This window comes from Halorubrum sp. SP3 (assembly GCF_005435195.1).
Taxonomy (GTDB): domain Archaea; phylum Halobacteriota; class Halobacteria; order Halobacteriales; family Haloferacaceae; genus Halorubrum; species Halorubrum sodomense.
The window spans coordinates 46,649-71,270 of the sequence record NZ_SGTU01000004.1 but is presented as its reverse complement, the minus strand read 5'-3'; the positions used below and the strand labels follow the sequence as shown (position 1 = coordinate 71,270).

The window sequence follows — 24,622 nt, the reverse complement described above, 5'->3', positions numbered from 1 at the left end:
CATCGTCGCCGAGCGGTTTGAACCTGCCGGAGCCGGGGTTCGGGGTCGCCTTCCGACTCCCGTTACGCCACTCGGGACTCGACGAACTCGACGACCGCGTCGAGCTCCTGCGGACCGATACCGTGGCCGCCCGGGAAGCTCCCGTCGGTGACGGCGGCGTCGACGGCTTCGAGCCGGTCGACGGCCGCGCTCGTCCGCGACTCGGGGATCACGCGGTCGCCGGCGCCGGCGCCGACGAAGACCGGTTTGCCCTCGATCCCGTCCGGGTCGAGGTCCGCGTGCGACTCGGCGAGGTAGCCGTGGAGCGCGACGACCCACGCGTAGCGGTCGGGGTCTTCGAGGAGGAGCGAGAGGCTCGTGATCGCGCCCTGGCTGAACCCGAGGAGGCCGATCCGGTCGGCGTCGAGCCCGTAGGCGTCGACCGCGGCCTCGACGCTCTCGGCGATCAGGTCGAGGCTCCGGCGGAAGTCCTCGGCGTCGGGCTGGCTCGACTCCAGCCCGCCGGCCGAGAGGTCGAGCTCGTACCACGTGTACCCGCCCTGAAGCGGGTCCGGCGCGCGGAGGCTGACGACGTGGAGTTCGTCCGGCAGTTCGGCGGCGACCGGGAGCAGGTCCTCCTCGTCGGCGCCGCGGCCGTGGAGGACGAAGACGGCGGGCGCGGGCTCGTCGTCGGCTCCCTCGTCGGGCGCGACGTGAACGTGTTCGAGCGGAATATCGGTCATCGGTCCGCGGTTGGCGAGGGCGGGGGTTAGGTCCGTCGGCCGCGGCAGCGCGTCGTCACGGGGGTCGGCGGGGATACGGTCGAGTCGACGCCGTGAATTTATAGTTCGATCGCACGAACGGTCCGCGTATGCGTCCCCGCACCCTCCCCCTGCTGGTCGCACTGCTCCTCTCCGTGACCGTCTTGGCCGCCGCGCCGCCGGTCGACGCGCGCGCGCCGCCGACGCCCGTCTGCGGCGTCTGCGAGCTCGATCGGACGACGCCGGACGGCGACTCCGTGGTCGCCGGCGAGAGCTCGCTCACCGTCACACTCCACGGTAACGGGTCGTCGACGTGGGAGGCGCGGGTCCATCTCGCGGCCGGCGGCGACGCGCTCGCGGCGAACGGATCGCTCCGTCGCGCGGTCGTCACCGACGCGGTGCGCGACGGGATCGCGGACCCGAAGGATGTCGACGCCCGAGTTGACGGCGACGTGCTGGCCGTCGATTACCGCGATCCCAACGCCACGGAACGACACCTCGGCGCCGTGGTGTTCACGCCGCTGACGCCCGCGTCTCCACGGGTTCCGTTCGTCATCGGCGGCGAGGGGTCGCGGTACCTCGGCGCCGATCGACTCACCGTCCGCGGCGAGCCCGGGTGGGAGGTCCGGGGCGACGCGCCCGGCGGCGGAACCGGAGACGAGTTGGTCTGGTCCCGCGAGGACGCCGAGCGCGACGACGCGGAGCGGGTGCCCCTCGACGTCGACCGCGATCCCGTCGCAGTCGAAGCGGGCGCGATGCTGCCCGGCGTTCGGGCGTGGATCGCCCGACTGCTCACCGGAAACGGCTTCTGAGACGGCGGCCGAGCGGCGACGATCACGAACGTCGGGGACGGATCTCGGGGTCGAACGCGCGGTTTAACCGTCCTGCCGCACAACTCGCCACGTATGAGCGGCTCCACGGAGGGCGACCTCACGAAGACGGGGATGGCCCTGAAGCACGACCGCGAGTGGGACTACGAACTCGACCGGATCCTCGAGGCCATCGAGGAGCGCGACGCCTCGAAGGTCGGTCTCCAGTTCCCCGAGGGGCTCAAGCGCCGCGGCCCGAAGGTCGCCGACGACCTCCGGGAGGTCGCGCCCGACGACGTCACCTTCATGCTGTCCGGGCAGCCCTGCTACGGCGCCTGCGACCTCGACACGTACCTGATGCGCCGGACCGACGTGTTCGTCCACTTCGGCCACACGCCGATGAAGGAGTCCGACAGCATCGTCTACGTTCCCCTGTTCTCGAACGTCGACCCCTTCCCGATCATGGAGGACGCGCTCGAGGAGGAGCTGACCGCGCCCGAGGAGGACCCCGACGTGGGGCTCGTCACGACGGCCCAGCACATGAACCGGTTCGAGGAGATGACCGACTGGTTAGAGGAGCGCGGCTACGAGGTCCACACCCGCCGGGGCGACGACCGCCTCACGAAGGAGGGGCAGGTGCTCGGCTGTAACTACGCCTCCGCGGACATCGACGCCGAGCAGGTGCTGTACGTCGGCGGCGGGAAGTTCCACCCGGTCGGGCTGGCGATGGAACACCCCGACAAGCGCGTCGTCATCGCCGACCCCGTCAACAACGCGGTGTCGGTCGCGGAGCACGACCAGTTCCTCAAGCAGCGCTACGCCGCGGTCCACAAGGCGATGGACGCCGAGAAGTGGGGCGTCATCTTCTGTACGAAGATCGGCCAGGGCCGCTGGGAGACGGCCCAAGAGATCGTCGACAACAACGAGAACGCCTACCTGATCACGATGGACGAGGTGACGCCGGACCGCCTGCGCAACTTCGACATGGACGCGTTCGTCAACACCGGCTGTCCTCGGATCACGACCGACGACGGCCCCCGGTTCCACAAGCCCATGCTGACGCCCGGCGAGTACGAGGCCGCAATCGGCGAGAAGCCGCTCGACTCGATCGAGTTCGACACGTTCCACGACACCTGGTAGGCCGAAAGCGGAAAGCGTCCCTTTCCGAGTCGTAACAGCGGTCCGTGGATGTAATCCCGCGTGAGCGTAGACTCGAACCATGGTCTCCCGACACCGGCTCCGTTTCAGCGGGTTTGTGGTGACGGGTATCCTGATGGTCGGCGCCGGGTTGATCGAACTGTTCGAGGGGCTGTCAGCACTGTCCGGGGGTATCCCGGCAACCGAGGAGTTCCTCCTCGTCGCAATGCTCAGCGCCGCGGCCGAATGGGTGATTGCCGTTATCGTCCTCGGTCTGTTCGCGGGCCTCTTTCTCGTTGCGACCGCGGCGTCGATCCTCCGAACTGCCTCTATCCCGCGAGACGACCGACTCGCGTCAGCCGCCCAGTGGCTCGAACGACGGTACCCGGCCCTCGGGACATTCGACGTATCCGAACGGGTTGCGCCGACGACCGAGGAGCGGAGACAGGAGCTCGAAGAGGAGTACGTCTCAGGAGAGCTGAGCGAGGCGGAGTTCGAGCGCCGGCTCGCACGGCTGATGGACGCCCGGCGAGGAGCGTTCACGAGCCTCCGGCGACTCGACGGTCGAAGTCGGAGACGGCGCTCGCTGAACGCGGCGTAAATACGCCGTTCGCGTGGGCACAAAACCTACGGGACTCGAAGCCCGACTGAGAACCGAAGATGCCCGAAGAGACCTCCACCCGCCGTCGGTTTCTGAAGGCCGGGAGCGTCACGCTCACGGCAGCGCTTGCGGGCTGTAGCAACGTCTCGTCGTCCGGCACAGAGCCATCCCAGCCGGAGAACCGACGACCGAACACCACGTCGCAAACCGAGGGCAGCGAGTACACTCGAGTCTATCGCGAGACGATCCCGTCGGTCGTGCTGGTCGATACGGGGCGGGGACAGGGGACCGGATTTCTATACGACGACTCACACGTCGTCACGAACGCGCACGTCGCCGGCACCGCGTCGGAGGCACAGCTCCGGTTCCACGACGGAACATGGAGTGACGGGACGGTACTGGGAACCGATTTCCACAGCGATCTCGCCGTCATCTCCGTCGACGAGGTGCCGGAGTCGACGGAGCCGCTGTCGTTCGTGCGAACCAGCCCGGTCATCGGTCAGGAGGTCGTCGCCATCGGGAATCCGTATAACTTGGACGGAACCGTCACGTCCGGCATCGTCAGCGGTCTCGACCGGCTGATCCCGTCACCGGCAGGGTACCAGATTCCGGACGCGATTCAGACGGACGCTGCCGTGAACCCCGGGAACAGCGGCGGACCGCTGATGTCACTTGACGGGCGCGTTATCGGTGTCGTAAACTCCAAGCGTGGGGACAACATCGCGTTCGGCATCTCGGCTGCGCTCACCCGACGCGTCGTTCCCGAACTCATCGAGACGGGCGAATACGAACACGCGTACATGGGCGTGTCGCTACAGAACGTCACGCCGGCGGTCGCGGAAGCGAACGGGATGAGCGAACCTCGCGGACTGCTAGTCGTCCAGACGGTTCGTGGCGGGCCGGCCGACGGTGTGCTCCGACCGAGCGACATCGAGTTCGTGAACGGAGTCCGCGTTCCCGTCGGCGGGGACGTTATCCTTGCGATCGGCGGGGAACCGATGCGTTCCTTCGAGGACCTAGCGAGCTACCTGGCACTACGGACCCGGCCGGGTGACACGCTCGAAGTGACGGTCCTTCGCGATGGGACGGAGCAGACGATCGAACTCACGCTCGTCTCGCGCCCCGAACAGTCACAGTCACCGCTTCGTTGACATCCTTCCCGCCCTTCACAGTAGTTGCCGAATCAAATCTCGTTCCGTAGTGAACTACCCTACCCTACTCGCTCACGGCTGACGCCGTTCGCTCCTTGAGGGTAGGGCTTCCTGTTTCCACGACGCGCTTTACAGACACCGAACCGGTGTCCGTAGGGAGCGCAGTCTCCACAGGCGTTGATTCGGAGTATCCCACTCCTACGTCTTCGAGGCCGCGAGAAAGAATGTTCCACGCCGCGTTCGCGTCCCTGTCCGCCTCAAACCCGCAGGCAGGACAGGAGTGTTCACGGACCCACAGCGGCTTCTCCGTCGAGACGCCGCAGGACGCACACTCCTTGGTCGTCCCTCTCGGGTCGCCATCGAACTGGTCGATGATGGCGTCTGTAGAGAGATTGCGCAAGTGATACAGCAGCGATTTAGCGAGTGGATTTCGAGCCGTAGCGGTGATATCGACGTGCTCGTCACGATCAAGTTGGAGCGTTTTCCCACCCGTATTTGCGAACTCCTGATCAAAAGCAATCCGAGAGAGGATTTCTTGGAAATCCTCTCTCGTGTACTTCCCACACGATTTTACGCCGAATTCGAGTTCTGGAAACAGCACCGTCGACGCAGCACGGCAAACCTGTTTCGCCTCAGTTGTCTGGACCATTTGTTGAACAACACAGCCCAGCATCAAGAGCCTCAGTCAGGTTCGGCAACTACTGTGAAGGGCGGGGCCTTCTCCTTGTACTTTCGTAACCGGCACGACCGGCCCGAATCATTGCGGAGCCAGTCCGTCCGGCGACGGTCGCCTCGAACACCTCGTGATCTCAGACGAACATCAGTCTGAATCGGAGCGATTCACGGAGCTGCTTTTCGGCTCCGGTCTCGATACGGAACGGTCGTCACGCCTCGCCCGGAGGGTGCCAAAAGAGCCCGTCGGCCACGAGGACTGCGGCCGCGATCGACGCGCCCGTCACGGGTAGCGTATAGTCTCGGGCGAGGAGCGACCCGACCGCGTACACGGCACAGAACGCGAGCGGGATCGCGAGCAGGATGAGGTCGGCGCGGTCGACCCCGTCGAGACCGGCCGGCCGAGCCGCTCGGTGCCGCCCGCTCATTCCATGTACCCCAGGTCTCGAAGCTTCCGTGCGATCTGCTTGGCCTCGGTCTCCGAGATCCCGTCGTCGGCCTCCATCTCCTGGACGACGACGTGTTTCACGAACTCCTTGACGGAGCCGAACGGCTCGTCCTCGATGTACGCCTCCACGTCCGCGACGAACTCCTTCCGCAGCGAGATCGTCGTGTACTCGCTCATTGACCGATCCGTCAGGCTCCGGGCTGATAAATCTTAATTACATCTAATTACGGGTCGTCGGGGCCCGGCCCCCCGGATCCTCCGCTCTTTTGGGGACGCGTCTCCTCCGGTCGATCGATGACGACGAACGACGCCCGCGTCTCGACCACGCACATCGGTAGCCTGCCGCGACCGCCGGAACTGCTCGACCTGCTCACCCGCCGTCAGGACGGCGAGACGGTCGACCCCGACGAGTGGGCGGACACCGTCGCGGCCGCGACCCGCGACGTCGTCGACCGCCAGGTCGAGACCGGCCTCGATTCGATCAACAACGGCGAGCAGTCTCGCGTCTCGTTCAACTGGTACGTCGCGGACCGGCTCAGCGGCATCGGCGGCGAGCGGGAGACGGAGCTGTGGGCGGACCTTCAGGAGTTCCCCTCCTACGCCGAGGAGACGTTCAAGACCGACGTGATCGACCTCTCGATGCACCCGGTCGTCACCGAGGCGGTCGAGTACACCGGTCGCGAGGAGGCGCAGGCGGAGATCGACGGGCTCACCGACGCGCTCGCGGCCGCGGATCGCGACGTCGACGACGCGTTCATGACCGCGGCGTCCCCGAGCGTCGTCACCGCCACGCACGTCAACGACCACTACGACGGGTACGACGAGTTCCTGTTCGCGGTCGCCGAGGCGATGAAGACGGAGTACGAACTCGTCGCGGACGCCGGGCTCACCCTCCAGATCGACGCCCCGGAACTGCTGACGGTCGGTCACACCGCGGCGTACGCGGACGAGCCGCTGGAAGCCGCGAAGGACGCGACCCGGCTCCACGTCGAGGCGCTCAACGAGGCGCTCGCGGACGTGCCCGCCGAGCAGGTCCGGCTCCACACGTGCTGGGGGAGCTACGAGGGCCCCCACCACCTTGACACCGACCTCGCGGAGATGCTGCCGCTGATCTACGAGGCCGACATCACCGGACTCAGCGTCGAGCAGGCGAACCCGCGCCACCAACACGAGTACCGCGCGTTCGACGAGCATCCCGTTCCGGACGGCTGGACGCTCATCCCCGGCGTCGTCGACGTGAAGACGAACATCGTCGACCATCCCGAGACGATCGCGGACCGCTTAGAGCGCGTCGCGGACGCGGTCGACGACGGGACCCCCCTCGTCGCCGCGCCCGACTGCGGCTTCGGTACCCAGGCCGGCCTCGCGATGGTCGATCCGGAGATCGCGTGGGCGAAGCTGGAGGCGCTCGTCGAGGGTGCCGAGATCGCGAACGACCGGCTCGCCTGAGCCGACGCGCGCCCGTCCGGTCAGTCCCGGTCGACGACCCGCTCGACGTACTCGACCGCCTCCGCCGGCGACGCCGCCGGCTCCACGCCGTCGACGTCGTGGGTGTCGAGCCCCGCGACCGGGCGCCCCTGCGCGAGCGCGAGACCGATCTCCGAGAGCGTGCCGCTCGCGCCGTCGACCGCCACGACGGCGTCGCCGTTCATGACGACGAGCGCGTTGCGCGCGTGGCCCATCCCCGTCGCGATCGGGGTCGTGACGTGCGGGTTCGCGTCCCCGCGGCGGTCGGTCGGCAGGATCCCGATCGTCTCGCCGCCGGCCGCGCGGGCGCCGCGACAGACCGCTTCCATGACGCCGCCCAGGCCGCCGCAGACGACGGCGTGGCCGCGCTCCGCGAGCCGTTCGCCGAGCGCCTCCGCGACCGCCGCCGTCTCCGGACCGATCGAACTCCCGCCGATGACGCTGACGCGCATGGCTCGCCTCACGGCGCGCCGACGGTAAAACCGACCGACCGTACCGCCTGACCGACGGGAGCGGACCGCCTCGCGTCGATTCTCGTCGCTGAGACCGTCACTGAAACCCTTATCCCTGCTCGCCGCGAACGAGGGCTATGACGTACGATACCGTCGTGTTCGACAACGACGGTGTCCTCGTGGGCCGCACGCGCTTCGACGTGCTCCGGGACGCGACCCGGAACGCGTTCGAGGAGTGCGGCGTCGAGGAGCCCGATCCGGACGACGTAGAGCAGATGACCATCGGTGCGACCCCCGGTAGCGTCGGCACGGTCTGTCAGACGTACGACCTCGACCCGGGGTCGTTTTGGCGCACGCGCGACGACGTGGTGTCGCGGGCCCAACAGCAGGAGGCCCGCGAGGGACGCAAGACCCCGTACGACGACCTCGACGAGCTCCAGGACCTCGATGTCCAGATGGGGATCGTCTCGTCGAACCAGCAGGCGACCGTCGACTTCCTCGTCGACCACTTCGACGGCTTCGACCGCATGGGCGCCGCGTACGGCCGCGAACCGACGATTCACTCGCTCCAGCTTCGCAAGCCGAACCCGCACTACATCGAGCAGGCGCTCGGCGACCTCGGCGCGGGGAACGCCTTATTCGTCGGGGACAACGAGTCCGACGTCCGCGCGGCCGAGAACGCCGGGATCGACTCGGCGTTCATCCGCCGCCCCCACCGCCGCGACTGGGAGCTGAACGTCTGGCCCACCTGGGAGATAGAGCGGCTCTCCGACCTCCACGACATCGTGGAGTGAGGCCGCCGCGCTCCCCCGTGACTCGCGTTTCACCAGCGACGCGTCTGCGACGCCCGCCGGGGTGCGCCTGCTCGGTCCGCGGTCGCCCGATGAAGCGTTTAAATCGGATGGGGCGTAACTCGCCCTCGTGACCGACTCGCCCCCGTGGGCCGACCTCTTCGGCCATCCCGAACCCTACCCGGAGCAGGCCGACGGTATCGACGCCGCCGTCGACGCCGCCGCGGACGGCGGCTTCCTCGCGCTCGAGGGCGCCTGCGGGACGGGAAAGACGATGCTCGCGCTCACCGCCGGGCTCGACCGCGTCCGCGATCCGGAGTCCGACTTCGAGCGCGTCTTCGTCCTCACCAGCGTCAAACAGCAGCTGCGCCAGTTCGAGACGGACCTGCGGACGATAAACGACGACCTCCCGGGCGACTACGACCCCGTCTCCGGGCTCACCCTCGTCGGCAAGGCGGATGTCTGTCCGTACGCCCGGGAGAACCGGGGCGGGATCGACCGCGAGAACGTGTACGAACGCTGCGAGGGGCTCCGCGAGCGAACCCGGAACCTCGTCGGGGACGGCGGGGCGACGACGACCTCGAACCTCGTGAGCGAGGCGCGGAGCCAGCAGGTCGGCCTGATGGACTCGGGCGCCGCCACGGGCGCCGGGTCGGAGAACGGCGCTGACGGGTCCGGCGCCGCCGACTACCTCTCCGTCGACGGCGAGCCGACCCCGTACCGCCCCGACACCGAGGAGTACGACGACGTGGAGTTCTGCCCCTTTTACGCCGGCTTCCTCGACGACCTCCCGGACGACGGCGACCCCGCGGAGGCGGTCCCGTTCGACGTCACCGAACTCGGCCACGTCGACGCCGACGAGCTCGTCCGGCTCGCCGCCGGCCACGGCTCCTGTCCCCACTCGATCATGGGCGCGCTCGTGCCGGAGGTCGAGGTCGTCATCGGCAACTACTACCACGCGTTCGACCCCGTGACGACGGGGACGTTCACCGGCGCACTCTTAGACGACTCGACGTTCGTCGTCTGCGACGAGGCGCACATGCTCGAACCGCGCGTGCGCGACCTCGTGAGCGACGCGGTCGCGGACGCGAGCCTCCGCGACGCCGAGAACGAGCTCACCCGCGTCGTCCAGCCGCTCTCGTTCGAGAGCGCGGGCGCGGAGTCGGACGACGCCGCCTTGATCCGCGGCGAACTGGAGGACGCGGACGTGACGATCGAGGAGATCGAGGCGGTGCGGGAGTTCTACGCCGACCTGCGCGGCGAGCTCGACCGCCGCGTGACCGCGCACCTCGACCGCGAGCGCCCCGACTGGCGGGCGTCGATCCGTGAGCTCGACGATACGGAGATCCCGCTCCGCGACCCCGAGGAGCCCGGCGAAGACGAGATCACCGCGTGGGCGGACGCGGAGGGGTACGGCGAGCGAGTCTGGGCGCGCGCCGAGCAGGTCGGCGCGGTCGTCAAGCGCGTCCTCGACTCGCTGGAGGACGAGGACAAACAGCGCGCGGCGCCCGGCGTCGGCCGCACCCTCAACGCCTGGTACCGCGAGGGGCACACCGACTTCTTCCGGGCGATCGAGCTCGAACGCACCTTCGACGAGACCGAGCCGCCGGACTCGTGGCGGCGGGCGTACAACGCGCGGCTCGCGCTCCACAACTGCCTCCCGAGCGAGCCGATCGGCGATCGCCTCGCGGAGTTCGGCGGCGGCGTCCTCATGAGCGCGACGCTGGAGCCGATGGACCTGTTCCGGGAGGTGACCGGGCTCGACCACCTCGCCGAGCGCGGGCGCCCGGTCGTCGAGCGGACCTACGGCCTCTCGTTCCCCGCCGAGAACCGCGCGAGCCTCGCGGTCGACGCGCCGAAGTTCACCCACCAGAACCGCGGCGCGCCGGGCGAGGAGAACCCGACGCGGCTCGCGCACCTCGACGCGACGGCGGCGGTCGCGCGCCGCGAGGGGAACGTCCTCGTGGGGACCCCGAGCTACGCGGAGGCGACGTGGATGGCTGAGGCGCTCTCGGAGCGCCTCCAGAAGCCGGTCCTCTTGGACGAGTCATCGGGCGACCGCGAGACGGAGTCGCTGAAGGACGACTTCTTCGCCGGCGACGGGAAGGTGCTGGTGACGAGTCTCCGCGGAACCCTCACGGAGGGCGTCGACTACCGGGGCGACCGGCTCTCGGCGGCCGTCGTCTGCGGCGTCCCGATCATCAACACGGCGCGGCCCCAGACGCGGGCGGTGATCACCGCCTACGACCGCCGGTTCGAGTCGGGCTTCGAGACGGCGCTCACCGTCCCCGCCGTGCGGAAGGCCCGCCAGGCCGTCGGTCGCGTCATCCGCGGTCCGGACGAGCGCGGCGTCCGCGTGCTGCTCGACGCCCGTTACGCGCGCGACTCGTGGAACGGCGTTCGAGAGTACCTGCCCGAACACGAGCGCGAGGAGTACCAGCCCGTGAGCCCGGACATGCTCGAGGTCGCGCTTGACCGGTTCGAGTCGACGACGCCGGCGGCGAGCGAGTGACGCGGGCGCGCCGTCCCGAGCGATAACGTCTCGTTATCCGCCGGTAGGCCGCTCGTAACTATGTCGTCACGGGGGGGGTATCTGTGGTATGTCCCCCGTCCACCGGACCGAACGGTACCACCTCGTCTGCCGTGAGTGCCCGCTTGAACGCCTGTACGACGCCGAGGCCGACGCGGACGCGGTCCGGCGCACCCACGTCGACGAGACCGGGCACCGCGTCGCCGTCGACCGGATCGCGTGAAGCGGGCGGTTCCGTGCGACCCGCTCAGACGACGTTCGACTCGATGTCGCGCGGGAAGTTGGTGAGCCGCTCCGTCCCCGACTCGGTGATCGCCACCGTGTCGGAGTGGCGGTAGCCGTACTCGTCGGTGTAGATCCCGGGCTCGATGGTGTACACGTGGCCAGGCGCCATCACGGCGTCGTCGCCGTCGTAGCGCTCGCCCCAGCCGCGGTCGATGTACGGCGGCTCGTGGGCGCCGAGACCGATGTTGTGGCCGACGTGGTGTTGCGCGAGGTCGGTCACCCCCTGCTCCTCGAAGTACTCCCAGACGACCGCGTCGACCTCGTCGACCGGAACGCCCGGGCCGAGGGCGTCAATGGCGAGCGTCTGCGCCTCCAGCATGAGCTCGAAGTAGTGCGCCTGCTCGTCGGAGTAGTCGCCGACGAACATCGTCCGCTCTAACTCCGAGCGGTAGCCGTCGACGTTCGCGCTCGCACCGGTGACCAGCACGTCGCCCTCAGAGAGCCGCTCGTTCGGGGTGTGTCCGTGGGGGAGCGCGGTCTCCTCGCCGGAGATGTAGCCCGCGTGGACCGGCCCGTCGCCGCGGACGCGGACGCTGTAGGCGTCACCGAGCGCGTCGAGCATGGCGCGGGAGGCCTCGGTCGACGCGCGCTGCGAGACGGTCGCCGGGTGCGCGCCCGGCTCGGAGAAATCGGCGAGGTAGCGGTGCCCGAGGTTGGCCCACTTGGCCGACTCGCGGATCAGGTCCACCTCCGCGTCGGACTTCGCCCAGCGCATCCGGTCGACCCACGACTGCGTCTCGACGTCGAGGAACTCGGAGAACGCGGGCCCTTCGTACCCCATCACGCCCGGCGGCCCGTCGGCGTCGGCGGCGATCGCGTCGGCGCCGAGGCCGTTCAGCATCTCGACGGCGACCGAGACCGGCTCGCCGCCGGGGTAATCGAAGTAGTCGCGGACGGCGTCGATCCGCGGGTTCGGAGAGACGCGTTCGACCTCCAACCGCGGGACGGTTATCTCGACGCGGTCGGCGGTGACCGCGAGCACGACCGGGCGCTCCGTCTGGATGTGGTGGAAGCCGGTGAGGTACTCTATCGCCGTCGCGCCGACCCACGTCGCGGCGTCGGCGTCCGTGTCTGCGAGTCGGTCCCGGACCGCTGCGAGCCGGTCCGCGAAGGCCGACTCGGGGAGTCGCGTGGCCATGGCTCAGGATACGCGAACGCGGGGATAAACGGTCGGGTAGCGGAACGCCGGAGGCGTTTCGCCCGTCTCGACTCAGTCCTCGCGGCGGGCGAACGCGAGGTTGCCGGAGACGTTCTTGATGTAGGCGGTCACGGTCTCCCCCTCCTGTGCGCCGGGAACGAAGATGGTGTACTCGCCGCGCTCGGCGACGCCGTCGCCCTTGCGGCCGGTGCCGACGATTTCGAGCTCGTACGTGGTGCCCGACTCGACGGCCTCCTCCTGCCGCTGGGTGTTCGAGGTGTTCTGCTTCGCCACCGGGCGGAACGCCCCGCACGCCTCACAGCGGAGCATCGGCGTCCGGTTCTCGGTCTCCAGCCGCGTGTCGGGGAGGCCGCACTCCGAGCAGGTGACGAACGACTCGATGTACGAGTCGATCGCGGCCTGGAAGTCGCGCTCGCGGAAGTTCCCGCTGTAGCGCGCGCGGCCGTCCTCGTACTGGCCCGCGGTACCGAGCTCCTGTTGGATCTTCGAGTGGACGTGTTCGGGATCGCGGCTCAGCGCGTCGGCGATCGCGGAGAGGTTCGTCAGACGGGTGAACGCCCCGTCTTTCTGCCACTCTGGGTCGGGCACCGACAGTCGCTCGTCGGAGCCGCCCAGATCCGGTACCTCATCCATCGCGCGGTCGAGGCTCGATTCGTAATCCATACGCGAGGGAACGACAGCGCGACGGAAATCGCTTCCGGGTTCGGTGGCGGCGGCTCTGGAAGGCGGAGACCGTGTTAGGAAGGTAGCAGTCGGCCAGGTGTTGGTCGCCTTCGAAAGAAAATAGCGGGAGGTAGATTTGAACTACCGATCTCCGGGTTATGAGCCCGGCGGAATCTCCTGGCTATCCCATCCCGCTATCGTAGCACAATCGCGTGCGACTGTTAAGGGTTCTGATCCCGCCGCCGGTATGCGATTCGTCCACGCGTCGGCGGCGGTCGCGGTCTCCCGTGCCGACGTTCGAATCACTCCCCGCTGGCGCCCTCGTCGCCTCCCGACCGCGCCGCGACAGCCTTGAGCCGGATCCGAAGCGCGAGGACGGCGATGGCACCGAAGCCGACGGTCACGGCGACGTCGGCGGGATCGCCCGAGAGCGCCCGCTGTGCGGTCAACCCCGCCATCAGCGCGAAGGCGAACGCCACCAGCCCCGCGATCGGAATCACGTACCCCTCGTCGAACGCCGACCCGCCGGACTCGTCGCTCATTTCTACCTCCTCCGCGGGCGACCGGCAAAAGGGTCCCGCGACAGCCCCTCCCTTGCGTCGGCCGCAAACGATTTTACCCATCATCGATAGTGATAGACGATGTACAAGCCGCTGTTGACGACGGACTTTCTGGACCGGGCGCGGCGTCACTACGCCGACGAGGAGGCCGTCCTCGCCGTCGACGGGACGCGATACACGTACGCGGAGCTCGGTGAGCGCGCGGACCGCTTCTCGGCCGCGCTTCAGGAGCGCGGGATCGAGAAGGGCGACCGGGTCGCGGTGCTGGACCCGAACACGCATTACCACCTGGAGGCCGCCTACGGCGCGATGCAGCTCGGTGCGGTTCACACGCCGCTGAACTACCGGCTCACGCCGGACGACTTCTCGTACATGCTCTCGGACGCGGGCGTCGACGCCATCTACGCCGACGCCGAGTACGCCCCGAACGTCGAGGCGATCCGCGACGAGGTGCCGACCGAGACGTTCCTCACGAACGACGCGGACGCGGTCGCGGGCGACTGGGAGTCGTTCGACGCCGCGCTCGACGACGCGGACCCAGACGCCTACGAGCGCCCGGAGATGGACGAGGACGAGGTTATCACGATCAACTACACCTCCGGGACGACGGGCGACCCGAAGGGCGTCTGCCGGACCCACCGCGCCGAGACGCTCCACGCGTACCTGATCTCGATCCACCAGGAGATCACCGACGACGACGTGTACCTCTGGACGCTGCCGATGTTCCACGTCAACGGGTGGGGACACATCTACGCGATCACGGGGGCGGGGGCCCGGCACGTCTGTACCCGCGGGGTCGACGTCGCGGAGACGTTCGACAGGATCCGCGGCGAGGACGTGTCGTACTTCTGTGCGGCGCCGACTGTCCTCAACATGCTCGGCGATCACTACGCCGAACACGGGGGCGAAACGACCGGCGACAACGACGTGCGGGTCGCCACCGCGGGTGCGGCGCCGCCGGAGGCGACGATCCGCACCGTCGAAGAAGAGTTCGGCTGGGACCTCAAACACGTGTACGGCGCGACCGAGACGGGGCCGCTGATCACCACCTCCGACGCGAAGCGCCACTACGAGGCGGGCGCGGACGACCGCTTCGCGGTGAAGAAGACGCAGGGGATCGGCTACCTCGGCACGGACGTGCGCGTCGTCGACGAGACCGGCGAGGACGTGGCCGCCGACGGCGAGACGATCGGCGAGATCGTCGTCCGCGGCAACCAGGTGATGGACCGCTACTGGAACAAGCCGGAGGCCACCGAACAGGCGTTCTCGGAGCGGTTAGCGGGGTACTACCACATGGGCGACCTGGCCGTCGTCGACGAGGACGGGTTCGTCTCGATCCAGGACCGCAAGAAGGACATCATCATCTCCGGCGGGGAGAACATCTCCTCGATCGAACTGGAGGACACCCTCTTCGAACACGACGCCGTCTCCGACGCCGCGGTCATCCCCGCCCCCGACGAGCGCTGGGGCGAGACGCCGAAGGCGTTCGTCGTCCCCGAGAGCGGCGACCCGGACGACGCGGGCGCGACGCCCGAGGAGCTGAAGACGTTCGTCCGCGACCGCGTCGCGGACTACAAGACGCCCGGCGAGGTGGAGTTCGTCGCGGAGCTCCCGACGACCGCCACCGGGAAGATCCAGAAGTACGAGCTGCGCGAGCGCGAGTGGGACGAGGAGGAGCGGATGGTCGGCGAGGGGTAGCGGCGCTTCGCGCCGTCGCGGCGCGTTCGGAACCGGTCAGGCCTCGCCGTCGTCGGTTTCGGCTGCGTCGTCCGCCTCGACGCCCTCGTTCCCTTCGCTGCCGGCGTCGCTCAGGCGGTCCGTGTCGATGCTGACCCCCGGCGGCGTCACCACGAGGAAGCCGCGGAAGTGTATCAGCTCGCCGTCCATGTCCTTCACGTCGCGCGCGAAGGGGGCGGCGAGCTCGTTGAGGTCGCCCTCGATCGACAGCACCAGCGTGTTCCCGTAGTCGACGCTGCGGACCCACTCCTCCGGGTCGGTCGTGCCGTCCAAGACGCCGAGAACGACGTCGCCGGCCGACGCGAACGCCTCGTCCATCTTCGCCTCGGCGTCCCGCAGGTCGAGGTCCCAGTCGCTCATACGAGGGGGTCGACGGGCGGCGGCAAAAGGGTTCGGGAGCGACGCCGTCGCCGGCGCGCCGGTCGGCGCCTCCGTCGATCCGGTCGTCGGTTCACGGTGCGGTTAAGTGCGTTCCCGACCGATCGCCGGACATGGAACGCACGCGGCGGTCCCTGCTCGCGGCCGGAGCGACGGTCGGCGTCGTCGGCGTCGCCGGCTGTCTCGGCGGGGGAGGCGGAAGCGGAACCAACCTGGACCTGAGCGGCGTCGAGCTCGACACCGGCGAGTACGACTGCGACCTGACGGAGCCGTCGGACCCGGAGCTCGACTACCGGCCGACCCTCGGTGACCCCGAGTCGGACGTGGTCGTTCGGGCGTTCGAGGACTTCACCTGCGGGCACTGCGCGAGCTACAAGCTCAATCACTTCCCGACGATCCGCGCGGAGTACATCGACCCCGGCGCGATCCGGTACGAACACTGGGACTTCCCGCTCCCGGTCAACGAGCGCTGGGCGGTCCCGGTCGCCAGCGCGGCCCGCGGCGTCGGCGCCCGCAACGGCGACGAGGCGTTCTTCGAGTTCGCCACGGCCGCCTACGAGTCGCAGGGGAGCTACAGCGGCGAGGCGATCGGTGCCGCCGCGGAGGCCGCAGGCGCGGACCCCTGCGCGGCGATGTCGGACGCGCGGTACGCGGCGTACGGGGAGGCGTCGGCGGACGACAAGTCCGAGGGCCTGTCGATGGGCGTTCAGGGGACGCCGACCATCTTCGTGAACGGGAGCCCCGTCGAGGGCGGCTACGGCGCCGAGACGATCGCGGCGGCGATCGAATCCGAGCTCTGAGACGCGGCGAACGTGGTCGCGACCGGCGCGGGCCCGGGTGGATCGTCCCGGAGCGTCGATCTTTTGCCCGTTCGGCGCGTTTTATAAGTAGATGAGCGACGCCGACCGCTCCACCGAAACCGACGCCTCCGGCGGCGACCGCCCGGTGGCCGTCGCCGATCCGGTCGACGTCGAGGCGCCCGACGCGACCGCGGACGCCGACGCGGGTGGAGACCCCGACCCCGACGCCGCCGCGCGCCGCCGGCTCGGTGCGGTCGTGCTCTCGGTGCTGATCTCGCAGGTCCTCCTCTACCCCGGCGTGCCCGACCTCGTCGTCGCGCTCGGCGCGCCCGCCGGCATCGACGCCGGCATGTGGTTCCTCGTCGCCGAGTTCGGCGCGTTCGTGACGTTCGCGGTCGTCTGGGGCGCGCTCTCGGACGCGCTCGGGCGCCGGATCCCCCTGATCGTCGCCGGCGTGCTCGGCGGCGCGGGCTCGTACGTCGCGCTCGCGTCGCTGCCGGGGTTCGGCCTCGGTTTCGAAGCCGCGCTCCTGGTCAGGGTCGTCGGCGGCGCGCTCACCATCGGCGCGTTCTCGCTCTCGATCACGCTGCTGATGGACCTGCGCGGCGGTAACGGCCGCAACATGGGGGCCGCGGGGCTCGCGATCGGGCTCGGCGCCGCGGTCGGCTCGGTCGTCGGCGGATCCCTCGCGGCCCTCGGCGCGCTGTACCCGGTGTACGCCGGCGCGGTCGTGCTGGCCGCCGCGGGGCTGCTCGCGGCGACCGTCGACGACCGGGCGGCGACGCCCTCGACGGAATCGGGAGCCGATCCCGGGGCGACCGACGGCGTCGGCTTCCGCGACGTGCTCGCCCGCGCCCGGACGACGCCGGGGCTCCTCGTCCCGCTCGCGTTCGGCTTCGTCGACCGGCTGACGGCGGGCTTCTTCGCGCTGGTCGGCGTCTACTACTTCCAGGACCCGGCGACGTTCGGGCTGTCGGCGGCCGGCGCGGGCGCGACCCTCGCCCTCTTTTTCGTCCCGTTCGCGCTGCTCCAGTCGCCGTTCGGCGCGCTCTCGGACCGGATCGGCCGCTTCCTCCCCGTGGTCGCGGGCTCCCTCGCCTACGGCGTCGTCACCATCGGCGTCGGCGTCGCGCCGGCGTACCCGGTCGCGGCCGGGCTGATGGTGTTGGTGGGGGTCTGCGGCGCGCTGATGGCGCCGGCGACGATGGCGCTCGTCACCGACCTCGTCGAGCCGGAGGTCCGCGGCGCGGCGATGGGCCTCTTCAACGTGTTCGGCTCGCTCGGCTTCCTGACCGGCTTCCTCATCGGCGGGAGCGCCACGGACGCGTTCGGCTACACGCCGGCGTTCCTCGCGGTCGGCGGGCTGGAGCTGGCCATCGCGATCGCGCTCCTGCCGGCGGTCCGGTCCATCTCGCCCGGCACGGGGGTGCTCGGCCGGCTCGGCGCGAGGGGATGAGCGATCGGCGGGCGACGGTAGCGCGCCTTCCCCCCGCCCCGAGGCGAGTCCTTTTAATCGGCGCGTCACCTGCGTTCCCGTAACCGATGGACCTCCTCGTCGTCGGCGCCGGTGAGATCGGGCGCTGGGTCGCCGACACCGTCTCGGCCGACGCCGCGCCGGTCGACGCGAGCGTCGCGTTCGCCGACCGCGACCCGACCGTCGCGGCCGACGCCGCGGCGGGGCGCGACGCCCGAACGGTCGACGCGGACGGGGACTCAGTCCACGACGCGGTCTGCCTCGCGGTGCCGATGTCGGCGGTGCCCGCGGCGGTCGAGGCGTACGCGCCGCGCGCGGAGGGGGCGATCGTCGACGTCTCCGGCGAGATGACCGACGCGCTCGCCGCGATGCGCGAGCACGCCTCGGACCTCGAACGGGCGAGCTACCACCCGCTGTTCGCACCCCCTCGGGTCCCCGGAAACGTCGCGGCCGTCGTCGACGAGGGCGGCCCGGCGGTGGAGTCCCTCTCGGCGGCCATCGAGGCCGGCGGCAACGACGTGTTCGAGACGACCGCCGCCGAGCACGACGAAGCGATGGAGACGGTCCAGGCGGGCGCGCACGCCGCGGTGCTCGCGTGGCGGCTCGCCGCGGAGCCGGTCCGCGAGGAGTTCCACACCCCGGTATCGGCCGCGCTCGACGACGTCGCGGACACGGTCACCGAGGGGTCGCCCGGGGTGTACGCGGAGATTCAACGCGCCTTCGACGGCGCCGAGGACGTGGCCGACGCGGCGGCCGACATCGCCGCGGCGGACGACGAGGCGTTCGCCGCCCTGTACGAGCGCGCCCGCGGCGACCGCGAGGGGCGAGACCGGCTGGAGTGAGCCGACGCGAAGCGGACGAGACACCAATGATCGACAGAACCGCGGTCCGGAACAACGCGAACTACCTGCGCAACGTCAGACCGATCGACCCCGAGGAGATCGCCGAGTACGTCGAGGGGACTCCGCACCCGGCGGTCGTCCGCGAGACGCTCCGCGAGGAGGCGTTCGACCTCCGGCTCCGCGAGCGCGAGGACGGCGCCTTCGTCCCCGTCGAGGAGGCGCCCGTCGACCCGCCGGGCTGGGCGCCCGAGGCCCTGCCGGAGGCGTACTCGTTCGCCTTAGAGGACCTGCTGGTCCGCGAGTACGGCGCGAACTGGCACCGCGACGACTCCGGCGACGAACTTCGCGAGCGCGTCCGCCGGCTGAAGACCGACTACCTCTACGAGAACGAGGTCGAGTACGACCGCGTCGCGGCGCTCGGCTACGCGATCTACCACCTCCCCGCCTACTACGCGACGGTCGGGTACGTCCTCGACGACCTGACCGAGAACGGCCTGCTCGACCGGACGCTCCGCGTCCTCGACGTGGGCGCGGGCGTCGGGGGGCCCGCGCTCGGCCTCCACGACTACCTCCCGGACGACGCCGTCGTCGAGTACCACGCCGTCGAGCCGAGCGCGGCCACCGAGGTCCTCGACCGGATGCTGGAAGAGACCGGCCGCAACTTCCGGACGACGGTCCACGAGACGACCGCGGAGGCGTTCCTCGGGATCGACGAGGGCGAGGAACCCTCCTCAGCGACGGACGACCCCTTCGACCTCGTCATCTTCGGCAACGTCCTCTCGGAGCTCGCCGACCCGGTCGCGGTCGCGGAGGCCGCCCTCGACGCGCTCGCGCCCGACGGGAGCCTCGTCGCGTTCGCGCCGGCCGACCGGAACACCGCGACCGGGCTCCGCCGGATCGAACGCGCGCTCGTCGCCGGCGACGACGGCGGCTACCCCGGCAACGACGCCGAGATCTACTCGCCGGCGCTCCGGCTGTGGCCTGACGCGATCCCGACCGATCCGGGCTGGTCGTTCGACGTCGCGCCCGATCTGGAGGTCCCGCCGTTCCAGCGCCGGCTCGACGAGGCGGCCGCGCGCGGCGAGACGGACGAGCCGGGCGAGTTCGTCAACGTCGACGTCCAGTTCGCCTACTCGATCCTCCGCCGCGACGGGAAGCGGCGCGTCGACGTCGAGGCGAGCGCCGAGCGGTGCGCGCGCATGGCCGAGTCGGAGCGTCACGTCACCGACCGGGTGAACCTGCTCGCGGTGAAGCTGAGCCACGACTTAAGCGAGGGGGACAACGCCCTCTACCGCGTCGGCGACGGCTCGCAGGCGACGGACCACTACTTCGTCTGTACCCGGGAGACGGCGCTGAACCGCGACCTCCGCGAGGCCGGCTACGGGTCGGTCGTCTTCGTCGAGAACGGGCTCGTCCTCTGGAACGAGGACGAGGGGGCGTACAACGTCGTCGTCGACGACGAGACGGTCGTCGACCTGGTCGCGCCCTGACCGGCCGGAACCTCCTCCGGCGGTCACCCCGACTCAGTCGCCGGCCACCGGCTCGATCAGGTCCGGCGCGTCGACGCTCGGCGAGTTCACCCGCGTCGACACCGGGTGCGCGGTCATCTCGTCGCTCGGGTAGGGGTCGAGCAGCGTGGCCGCCTCGTCCGGATCGCCCCGGAGCCACGTCTCCTCCTCGCCGGCGTCGGGATCTAAGATCACCGCCATCCGGTGGTGGAGGTCCGCGACGATGTCGTTCGGCTCGGTGGTCACGATCGAGAACGTCTCGACCACGTCCGAGTCGTCGTCGGCTCCGTCGTCTCCGTCGCCTCCGTCCCCGCTCCCGCCGCCGAACGCGCCGAGGCCGGTCTGGGTCGTCTCCGGTGTCGGCGGCTCCCAGCGCTCGTAGATCCCGGCCATCGCGAACGGACAGTCGTCCTCGAAGGCGACCCGGTAGGGGGTCTTGCCGGAGGCGTTGCTGTCCCCGTCGGAGCCGCTCCCGCCGACCCACTCGTAGAAGCCGTCGGCGGGGACGAGACAGCGCCGGCGCTCGAAGGCGTCGGCGAAGCTCCGCTTCTCGCGGACTGTCTCCGCGCGGGCGTTGATGAGGTCGAACGACTCGTCGGCCCACGAGGGCGTCAGTCCCCACTCCATCCGGGTCGCCTCCGACGGGGTCTCGTCGGTGATCACCGGCAGCGACTGCCCCGGGGCGCAGTTGTAGCTCGGTTCGCGGTCGCCGAAATCGGCGTCGAACCGGGCCTCGAGGTCGTCGGTCGGGGTGAAGAGCGTGTAGCGGCCGCACATGTCTCCCGCGTTCGTTCGGGAGGCACTTAACTCCGCGACGGGAGGCCGTCCGACAGGTCCCAGCGGTCGGCGATGATCCCGTCGACCCCGGCCGCGAGCAGCCGCTCCGCGTCCTCGCGGTCGGCGGCGGTCCACGCGTTCACCGCGAGGCCGGCCCCGTGCGCCGTCTCGACGAACCCCGGCTCGGTCGCGAGGTCGATCGGGGGGTGGACCGCGACGCACCCGAGGTCCGTCGCCGCGTCGACCGCGCGCTCCGGCGGTCCGTCCGCGACGAGCAGCGCGCGGTCCGTCGTCGGATCGCGGTCCCGCAGCGCCGCCAGCGCCTCGGCGTGAAACGACGAGAACAGCACGTCGGTGGCCGCCCGTCGAGCGGCGTCGAGCGCGTCGCTCGCGATGCCCGGCTGCTTGAGTTCGACGTTGACGAGGAGGTCGTCGGGCGCGGCGTCGAACACTCCTTCGAGCCGCGGGATCGGCTCGGCCGAGTCGAGAACCGTCAGATCGCGGAGCTCCTCCCAGTCCGCGTCCGCGACCCGGCCGGACGCGTCGGTCAGTCGGTCGAGCTTCGCGTCGTGGACGACGACGAGTTCGCCGCTCGCGCACCGGCGCACGTCGACCTCGACGGCGTCGACGTGCGGCGCCGCGCGCTCGACGGCCGCGACCGTGTTCTCCGGGTGCCGGCCGGCGCAGCCGCGGTGGCCGATCAGGGTGACGTCGGTCGGGTCCGTCGGGTCGGTCTCGGCGTCCGCGTCCGTTCCCAGTCCGTTCGCGCCGTCGGTCACGTGCCGCTCTTCGACTCGGACCGTGTTAGCTCTTCGTCGTCCCGGTCGCGCGGCCGCTCCCGTCGGCTTTTTAGTCGCGCGGCGCTCCGGGACCGACATGCGTATCGAGAACAGCTTCATCCCCGTCGAGGGGGTGGGCGAGACGACCGAACGACGCCTCTGGGAGGGAGGAGTCACGACGTGGGACGAGTTCGATCCCGCGGTCGACGTCGCGGGCGTTGGCGCGACGACGGCGGACCGGATCGAGTCGTTCATCGCGGAGGCGCTCGCGCGGCTCGACGACGGCGACGCCGCCTACTTCGACCGCGAGTTCCCCTCCGGCGAGCGCTGGCGGCTCTACGAGAACTTCCGCGAGGAGACCTGCTTTTTCGACATCGAGACGACCGGCCTCGACGAGCGGCGCGACCGCGTGACGACGGTCAGCTTCCATCAGGGCGGCGAGACGACGACGCTGGTCGCGGGCGAGGACCTCACCGCGCGGCGGCTCCGCGAGCAGTTCGCGGACGCGAGCCTGCTCGCGACGTTCAACGGCGCGCGCTTCGACGTGCCCTTCTTGGAGACCTCCTTCGACCTGGAAGTCGACACGCCCCACCTCGACCTGATGTACCCCGCCAAGCGGATCGGCCTCTCGGGCGGGCTGAAACCGATCGAGAAGCAGTTGGGGATCGAGCGGGACCGCCCGGACATCTCCGGGCGCGACGCGGTCCGCCTCTGGCGCGAGTACGAGCGCGGCGAGGAGGACGCGCTGGAGACGCTCGTCTCGTACAACCGCGAGGACACCGTGAACCTGCGGACGCTCGCGGACGCGGTCTGCGAGCGGCTCGACGACGAGGTGTTCGTCGGACCCGGAGACGCGAGCGCGACGAACTGAGCGACGTCGTCGCAAAGCGCGCTCGATCCGGTGCGCTCAGTCCTCGTCGTCGCCGGCCGGCCGCGACGCCACGGGCTCGGGGTCGGTCTCCGGCGGTTCTTCTTCGTCGCTTTCGGACTCGCCTCCGTCTTCGGACTCATCGCCGTCTTCGGACTCATCGCCGTCTTCGGACTCATCGCCGTCTTCGGACTCGCCGCCGTCCTCGGATTCGTCGTCGCCTTCCGACGCCTCGTCGCCCTCAGACGACGAGTCGGGGGTGCGTTCTCCGTCCGGCTCCGGTTCCGTCGCGTCCGAGTCCGGCTCGGATTCGGACTCCGCGTCAGGGGTCGACTCGGCCGCGGGTTCGGCGTCGTCGGGAGCGGCGTCGGTCTCGTCGACCGCTTCGTCGGCCGCCGATCCGTTCTCCGCGACGGGATTTCCGTCGTCGTCTGCGACCGCTTCCCCGGTATCGGCCTCGTCGGTCTCTCGCTTCGACTCCTGAACCAACTTCATCTCGCCGCGCGCCCGGAGGGTACCTTGGATCTCCGCGCCGTCGTACACCACCAGGTCGCCGGCGGAGACGTCGCCGAGGACCCGCGCGCCGCTCTCGACGGTCACCGTCCCGCCGCGGGTCGTCACGTCGCCGTGGATGATCGTGTCGGCGCCGACGGTGACGTCCTCGCGGGCGCGAAGCGACCCGAACACCTCGTTGCGCTCGCCGACGCGGATCGACGCCGCCCGGAGGTTGCCGTGGAGCCGGCAGTCGTCTCCGACCGTCGCCGGCGTCGACACGCGCCAGGCGTCGTCGGAGATCTCGGCGCTCCGCGGGACCAGCAGGGGGTCGCGCACGTCGTCGCCGTCGGCGAGCGCCTCCGCCAGCTCGTCGGCGGCGTCGGTCTCCCCGACGCGCAGGAGCTGCGAGAGGACGATGAAGTAGAAGACGATCGTCGGCACCGGGTTGCGGATCACGATCCAGCCGTTGGCCTCGAACCCCTCCTCGATCGTCACGTCGTCGCCGATGTCGAGGTCGCCGGAGACCATCAGGCGGCCGGTGACGGTCACCCGCTCCCCGAGGTAGGCGTCCTGCCCGACCAGCACGTTCCCGTCGACTGAACACCACGTGTCGAGCCGGCAGTCCCCCTCGGCCTCGATGTCGTTGGCGACGCGCACGCGCTCGCCGATCGCGACGTTGCGGCCGCGGACGCCGAGTTCGACCGTCGACTGCCCGCCCACGAGCACGTCGCCGTCGACGACGACGTCGTGCTCCTCGACGGTCGTCCCCGAGGGGATCGCGAGCTCCTCGATCGGGCCGTCTCCTCGCAGCGACACACCGGGAGCAGTCGCCCCGCCCGTATAAACGGTGCGGGGCGTCGGACGGGCGTCGGACGCGGGCGCGGGAGAGACGCCGCGCTTTTCAGTGCGCCGCCGGTATCGCAGATATGGGATTCGGATCGTACGACGAGAGCGAACAGAAGGATCAGGATGTCGACACGGACGAGGACGACGCGGTGAACGTCCACGAGAACGACCACGACGGCGACGTCTCCATCGAGGGCGACGCCGACACCGACGACCTCGTCGGGCGCCTCTCGGAGATGCGCGACGACGACGAGGAGTAACCGGCGAGAGACTCCCGCCCGATAGCCCCCGGCGGGCCCCGACCGTGTCGCGCTCCTTTTACAGATACGCCGCGTACGCCGACGCATGAGCACCGATCTGACGTTCACCGACCGCGGCGTCGACGTCGTGTATCAGGGCACGGAGTTCGAGCTGGAGAAGACGCTGATCGAGGAAGCGACCGGGAAGTCGTACCGCGACGTCACCGATCACGAGGTGCTGACGATAGTCGCGGAGGACCCGGATCTGGACGGCGAGCCGGTCCGGATCGGCGACGTGCTGTAACGGTCGCCTCCCCGCTCCGGCGGCGCAGTCGCCCCGCCTCTCTTCGACTCGTCCCTCCGCTCCGGCGGCGCGGCCGTCCAGCCCCTCTTTGACCCTTCGGTCGCGCCGTG

The 24,622-nt window shown here is 70.0% G+C and carries 27 protein-coding genes, 1 tRNA gene and 1 pseudogene; 16 read left to right on the top strand and 13 right to left on the bottom strand.

All coding sequences use genetic code 11. The features are described from left to right. Positions 1 to 62 precede the first annotated feature (62 nt). Positions 63 to 722 carry an alpha/beta hydrolase gene (locus EXE42_RS04315; protein WP_137705964.1) on the bottom strand — a complete coding sequence of 220 codons (660 nt, stop codon included), beginning with the start codon at positions 720 to 722 and terminating at the stop codon, positions 63 to 65. Between the two features lie 128 nt (positions 723 to 850). On the opposite strand from EXE42_RS04315, the gene EXE42_RS04310 reads away from it, so the two are divergent. The 4 genes from EXE42_RS04310 (at position 851) to EXE42_RS04295 (ending at position 4,438) form a co-directional block, all read left to right on the top strand. Continuing rightward, positions 851 to 1,552, top strand: a complete 702-nt coding sequence (locus EXE42_RS04310; protein ID WP_092921499.1) for a hypothetical protein — start codon at positions 851 to 853, stop codon at positions 1,550 to 1,552. Between the two features lie 93 nt (positions 1,553 to 1,645). Beyond that, the gene (dph2, locus tag EXE42_RS04305) at positions 1,646 to 2,689 is read left to right on the top strand and encodes a diphthamide biosynthesis enzyme Dph2 (RefSeq protein ID WP_092921501.1); all 1,044 of its coding nucleotides are present in this window, start codon (positions 1,646 to 1,648) and stop codon (positions 2,687 to 2,689) included. 79 nt (positions 2,690 to 2,768) lie between these two features. Then, complete coding sequence (locus EXE42_RS04300; protein WP_092921503.1) at positions 2,769 to 3,287, top strand: hypothetical protein; 519 nt, start codon at positions 2,769 to 2,771, stop codon at positions 3,285 to 3,287. A 59-nt stretch (positions 3,288 to 3,346) separates the two neighbouring features. Then, the gene (locus EXE42_RS04295) at positions 3,347 to 4,438 is read left to right on the top strand and encodes a S1C family serine protease (protein ID WP_137705963.1); all 1,092 of its coding nucleotides are present in this window, start codon (positions 3,347 to 3,349) and stop codon (positions 4,436 to 4,438) included. 64 nt (positions 4,439 to 4,502) lie between these two features. Here EXE42_RS04295 and EXE42_RS19225 read toward each other — a convergent pair. The 3 genes and pseudogenes from EXE42_RS19225 to EXE42_RS04280 all read right to left on the bottom strand — a co-directional run. After that, positions 4,503 to 4,793 (bottom strand): annotated as a pseudogene (locus tag EXE42_RS19225) (zinc ribbon domain-containing protein); the annotation flags it as partial. Positions 4,794 to 5,322: 529 nt separating this feature from the next. Next, the gene (locus tag EXE42_RS04285) at positions 5,323 to 5,538 is read right to left on the bottom strand and encodes a hypothetical protein (protein WP_092921509.1); all 216 of its coding nucleotides are present in this window, start codon (positions 5,536 to 5,538) and stop codon (positions 5,323 to 5,325) included. Beyond that, entirely contained in the window at positions 5,535 to 5,735 is a 201-nt protein-coding gene (locus EXE42_RS04280; protein WP_092921511.1) for a hypothetical protein, read from the bottom strand. Before EXE42_RS04280 ends, EXE42_RS04285 begins: the two co-directional genes overlap by 4 nt. A gap of 117 nt (positions 5,736 to 5,852) precedes the next feature. On the opposite strand from EXE42_RS04280, the gene EXE42_RS04275 reads away from it, so the two are divergent. Next, positions 5,853 to 7,007: a cobalamin-independent methionine synthase II family protein gene (locus EXE42_RS04275; RefSeq protein ID WP_137693745.1), complete on the top strand. Its 1,155-nt coding sequence runs from the start codon at positions 5,853 to 5,855 to the stop codon at positions 7,005 to 7,007. A 20-nt stretch (positions 7,008 to 7,027) separates the two neighbouring features. Here EXE42_RS04275 and EXE42_RS04270 read toward each other — a convergent pair whose 3' ends face one another. Further along, positions 7,028 to 7,477 carry a TIGR00725 family protein gene (locus tag EXE42_RS04270; RefSeq protein WP_137693744.1) on the bottom strand — a complete coding sequence of 150 codons (450 nt, stop codon included), beginning with the start codon at positions 7,475 to 7,477 and terminating at the stop codon, positions 7,028 to 7,030. Between the two features lie 137 nt (positions 7,478 to 7,614). On the opposite strand from EXE42_RS04270, the gene EXE42_RS04265 reads away from it, so the two are divergent. The 3 genes from EXE42_RS04265 (at position 7,615) to EXE42_RS19215 (ending at position 11,021) form a co-directional block, all read left to right on the top strand. Continuing rightward, complete coding sequence (locus EXE42_RS04265; protein WP_092921517.1) at positions 7,615 to 8,271, top strand: HAD family hydrolase; 657 nt, start codon at positions 7,615 to 7,617, stop codon at positions 8,269 to 8,271. A gap of 127 nt (positions 8,272 to 8,398) precedes the next feature. Further along, entirely contained in the window at positions 8,399 to 10,780 is a 2,382-nt protein-coding gene (locus EXE42_RS04260) for an ATP-dependent DNA helicase (protein WP_137705962.1), read from the top strand. A gap of 88 nt (positions 10,781 to 10,868) precedes the next feature. Then, on the top strand, positions 10,869 to 11,021 hold the full coding sequence (locus tag EXE42_RS19215; protein WP_167603381.1) for a hypothetical protein: 153 nt from the start codon (positions 10,869 to 10,871) through the stop codon (positions 11,019 to 11,021). A 24-nt stretch (positions 11,022 to 11,045) separates the two neighbouring features. On the opposite strand, the gene EXE42_RS04255 is transcribed toward EXE42_RS19215, so the two are convergent. From EXE42_RS04255 to EXE42_RS04240, 4 genes are all read right to left on the bottom strand, one after another. Beyond that, positions 11,046 to 12,221, bottom strand: coding sequence for a Xaa-Pro peptidase family protein (locus tag EXE42_RS04255; RefSeq protein WP_137705961.1), 1,176 nt, complete (start codon positions 12,219 to 12,221; stop codon positions 11,046 to 11,048). 72 nt (positions 12,222 to 12,293) lie between these two features. Beyond that, entirely contained in the window at positions 12,294 to 12,905 is a 612-nt protein-coding gene (locus EXE42_RS04250) for a translation initiation factor IF-2 subunit beta (RefSeq protein ID WP_092921523.1), read from the bottom strand. Between the two features lie 121 nt (positions 12,906 to 13,026). Then, a tRNA-Met gene (locus EXE42_RS04245) sits at positions 13,027 to 13,101 on the bottom strand. A gap of 106 nt (positions 13,102 to 13,207) precedes the next feature. Next, positions 13,208 to 13,447: a hypothetical protein gene (locus EXE42_RS04240; RefSeq protein WP_092921525.1), complete on the bottom strand. Its 240-nt coding sequence runs from the start codon at positions 13,445 to 13,447 to the stop codon at positions 13,208 to 13,210. Between the two features lie 99 nt (positions 13,448 to 13,546). Here EXE42_RS04240 and EXE42_RS04235 point away from each other — a divergent pair, with 99 nt between their 5' ends. After that, positions 13,547 to 15,163: a long-chain-fatty-acid--CoA ligase gene (locus EXE42_RS04235; protein WP_137705960.1), complete on the top strand. Its 1,617-nt coding sequence runs from the start codon at positions 13,547 to 13,549 to the stop codon at positions 15,161 to 15,163. Between the two features lie 36 nt (positions 15,164 to 15,199). Here EXE42_RS04235 and EXE42_RS04230 read toward each other — a convergent pair whose 3' ends face one another. Then, positions 15,200 to 15,562, bottom strand: coding sequence for a DUF5779 family protein (locus EXE42_RS04230; RefSeq protein ID WP_092921529.1), 363 nt, complete (start codon positions 15,560 to 15,562; stop codon positions 15,200 to 15,202). Between the two features lie 131 nt (positions 15,563 to 15,693). Between EXE42_RS04230 and EXE42_RS04225 the strand changes: the two genes are divergently transcribed. From EXE42_RS04225 to EXE42_RS04210, 4 genes are all read left to right on the top strand, one after another. Beyond that, positions 15,694 to 16,380, top strand: a complete 687-nt coding sequence (locus EXE42_RS04225; RefSeq protein ID WP_092921531.1) for a DsbA family protein — start codon at positions 15,694 to 15,696, stop codon at positions 16,378 to 16,380. Between the two features lie 91 nt (positions 16,381 to 16,471). Next, positions 16,472 to 17,836, top strand: a complete 1,365-nt coding sequence (locus EXE42_RS04220; protein WP_241988330.1) for an MFS transporter — start codon at positions 16,472 to 16,474, stop codon at positions 17,834 to 17,836. Between the two features lie 86 nt (positions 17,837 to 17,922). Then, positions 17,923 to 18,696: a prephenate dehydrogenase gene (locus tag EXE42_RS04215; RefSeq protein ID WP_137693739.1), complete on the top strand. Its 774-nt coding sequence runs from the start codon at positions 17,923 to 17,925 to the stop codon at positions 18,694 to 18,696. Positions 18,697 to 18,722: 26 nt separating this feature from the next. Next, on the top strand, positions 18,723 to 20,186 hold the full coding sequence (locus EXE42_RS04210) for a small ribosomal subunit Rsm22 family protein (protein ID WP_137705959.1): 1,464 nt from the start codon (positions 18,723 to 18,725) through the stop codon (positions 20,184 to 20,186). 33 nt (positions 20,187 to 20,219) lie between these two features. Here the strand turns inward: EXE42_RS04210 and EXE42_RS04205 are convergent, their stop codons facing one another. Next, positions 20,220 to 20,981, bottom strand: a complete 762-nt coding sequence (locus tag EXE42_RS04205) for an SOS response-associated peptidase (protein ID WP_137705958.1) — start codon at positions 20,979 to 20,981, stop codon at positions 20,220 to 20,222. A 26-nt stretch (positions 20,982 to 21,007) separates the two neighbouring features. After that, positions 21,008 to 21,760 carry a glycerophosphodiester phosphodiesterase gene (locus EXE42_RS04200; protein WP_241988329.1) on the bottom strand — a complete coding sequence of 251 codons (753 nt, stop codon included), beginning with the start codon at positions 21,758 to 21,760 and terminating at the stop codon, positions 21,008 to 21,010. A gap of 97 nt (positions 21,761 to 21,857) precedes the next feature. On the opposite strand from EXE42_RS04200, the gene EXE42_RS04195 reads away from it, so the two are divergent. Then, complete coding sequence (locus tag EXE42_RS04195; RefSeq protein ID WP_092921541.1) at positions 21,858 to 22,631, top strand: ribonuclease H-like domain-containing protein; 774 nt, start codon at positions 21,858 to 21,860, stop codon at positions 22,629 to 22,631. 36 nt (positions 22,632 to 22,667) lie between these two features. On the opposite strand, the gene EXE42_RS04190 is transcribed toward EXE42_RS04195, so the two are convergent. Further along, a complete protein-coding gene (locus EXE42_RS04190; protein WP_137705957.1) occupies positions 22,668 to 23,939 on the bottom strand; it encodes a polymer-forming cytoskeletal protein in 1,272 nt (423 codons plus the stop codon). A gap of 110 nt (positions 23,940 to 24,049) precedes the next feature. On the opposite strand from EXE42_RS04190, the gene EXE42_RS04185 reads away from it, so the two are divergent. Together EXE42_RS04185 and EXE42_RS04180 are read left to right on the top strand one after the other, a co-directional pair. Further along, positions 24,050 to 24,229 (top strand): DUF5786 family protein, encoded by a 180-nt coding sequence (locus EXE42_RS04185; protein ID WP_008445673.1) that lies wholly within the window; start codon positions 24,050 to 24,052, stop codon positions 24,227 to 24,229. An 85-nt stretch (positions 24,230 to 24,314) separates the two neighbouring features. After that, a complete protein-coding gene (locus EXE42_RS04180; RefSeq protein WP_092921545.1) occupies positions 24,315 to 24,512 on the top strand; it encodes a DUF5800 family protein in 198 nt (65 codons plus the stop codon). Positions 24,513 to 24,622 lie beyond the last annotated feature (110 nt).

What these genes read in the sequence shown, in the direction of transcription:
- EXE42_RS04315 (WP_137705964.1), bottom strand. Translation starts at nt 722, where the DNA reads ATGACCGATATTCCGCTCGAACACGTTCACGTCGCGCCCGACGAGGGA.
- EXE42_RS04310 (WP_092921499.1), top strand. Translation starts at nt 851, where the DNA reads ATGCGTCCCCGCACCCTCCCCCTGCTGGTCGCACTGCTCCTCTCCGTG.
- dph2 (WP_092921501.1), top strand. Translation starts at nt 1,646, where the DNA reads ATGAGCGGCTCCACGGAGGGCGACCTCACGAAGACGGGGATGGCCCTG.
- EXE42_RS04300 (WP_092921503.1), top strand. Translation starts at nt 2,769, where the DNA reads ATGGTCTCCCGACACCGGCTCCGTTTCAGCGGGTTTGTGGTGACGGGT.
- EXE42_RS04295 (WP_137705963.1), top strand. Translation starts at nt 3,347, where the DNA reads ATGCCCGAAGAGACCTCCACCCGCCGTCGGTTTCTGAAGGCCGGGAGC.
- EXE42_RS04285 (WP_092921509.1), bottom strand. Translation starts at nt 5,538, where the DNA reads ATGAGCGGGCGGCACCGAGCGGCTCGGCCGGCCGGTCTCGACGGGGTC.
- EXE42_RS04280 (WP_092921511.1), bottom strand. Translation starts at nt 5,735, where the DNA reads ATGAGCGAGTACACGACGATCTCGCTGCGGAAGGAGTTCGTCGCGGAC.
- EXE42_RS04275 (WP_137693745.1), top strand. Translation starts at nt 5,853, where the DNA reads ATGACGACGAACGACGCCCGCGTCTCGACCACGCACATCGGTAGCCTG.
- EXE42_RS04270 (WP_137693744.1), bottom strand. Translation starts at nt 7,477, where the DNA reads ATGCGCGTCAGCGTCATCGGCGGGAGTTCGATCGGTCCGGAGACGGCG.
- EXE42_RS04265 (WP_092921517.1), top strand. Translation starts at nt 7,615, where the DNA reads ATGACGTACGATACCGTCGTGTTCGACAACGACGGTGTCCTCGTGGGC.
- EXE42_RS19215 (WP_167603381.1), top strand. Translation starts at nt 10,869, where the DNA reads ATGTCCCCCGTCCACCGGACCGAACGGTACCACCTCGTCTGCCGTGAG.
- EXE42_RS04255 (WP_137705961.1), bottom strand. Translation starts at nt 12,221, where the DNA reads ATGGCCACGCGACTCCCCGAGTCGGCCTTCGCGGACCGGCTCGCAGCG.
- EXE42_RS04250 (WP_092921523.1), bottom strand. Translation starts at nt 12,905, where the DNA reads ATGGATTACGAATCGAGCCTCGACCGCGCGATGGATGAGGTACCGGAT.
- EXE42_RS04240 (WP_092921525.1), bottom strand. Translation starts at nt 13,447, where the DNA reads ATGAGCGACGAGTCCGGCGGGTCGGCGTTCGACGAGGGGTACGTGATT.
- EXE42_RS04235 (WP_137705960.1), top strand. Translation starts at nt 13,547, where the DNA reads ATGTACAAGCCGCTGTTGACGACGGACTTTCTGGACCGGGCGCGGCGT.
- EXE42_RS04230 (WP_092921529.1), bottom strand. Translation starts at nt 15,562, where the DNA reads ATGAGCGACTGGGACCTCGACCTGCGGGACGCCGAGGCGAAGATGGAC.
- EXE42_RS04225 (WP_092921531.1), top strand. Translation starts at nt 15,694, where the DNA reads ATGGAACGCACGCGGCGGTCCCTGCTCGCGGCCGGAGCGACGGTCGGC.
- EXE42_RS04220 (WP_241988330.1), top strand. Translation starts at nt 16,472, where the DNA reads ATGAGCGACGCCGACCGCTCCACCGAAACCGACGCCTCCGGCGGCGAC.
- EXE42_RS04215 (WP_137693739.1), top strand. Translation starts at nt 17,923, where the DNA reads ATGGACCTCCTCGTCGTCGGCGCCGGTGAGATCGGGCGCTGGGTCGCC.
- EXE42_RS04210 (WP_137705959.1), top strand. Translation starts at nt 18,723, where the DNA reads ATGATCGACAGAACCGCGGTCCGGAACAACGCGAACTACCTGCGCAAC.
- EXE42_RS04205 (WP_137705958.1), bottom strand. Translation starts at nt 20,981, where the DNA reads ATGTGCGGCCGCTACACGCTCTTCACCCCGACCGACGACCTCGAGGCC.
- EXE42_RS04195 (WP_092921541.1), top strand. Translation starts at nt 21,858, where the DNA reads ATGCGTATCGAGAACAGCTTCATCCCCGTCGAGGGGGTGGGCGAGACG.
- EXE42_RS04185 (WP_008445673.1), top strand. Translation starts at nt 24,050, where the DNA reads ATGGGATTCGGATCGTACGACGAGAGCGAACAGAAGGATCAGGATGTC.
- EXE42_RS04180 (WP_092921545.1), top strand. Translation starts at nt 24,315, where the DNA reads ATGAGCACCGATCTGACGTTCACCGACCGCGGCGTCGACGTCGTGTAT.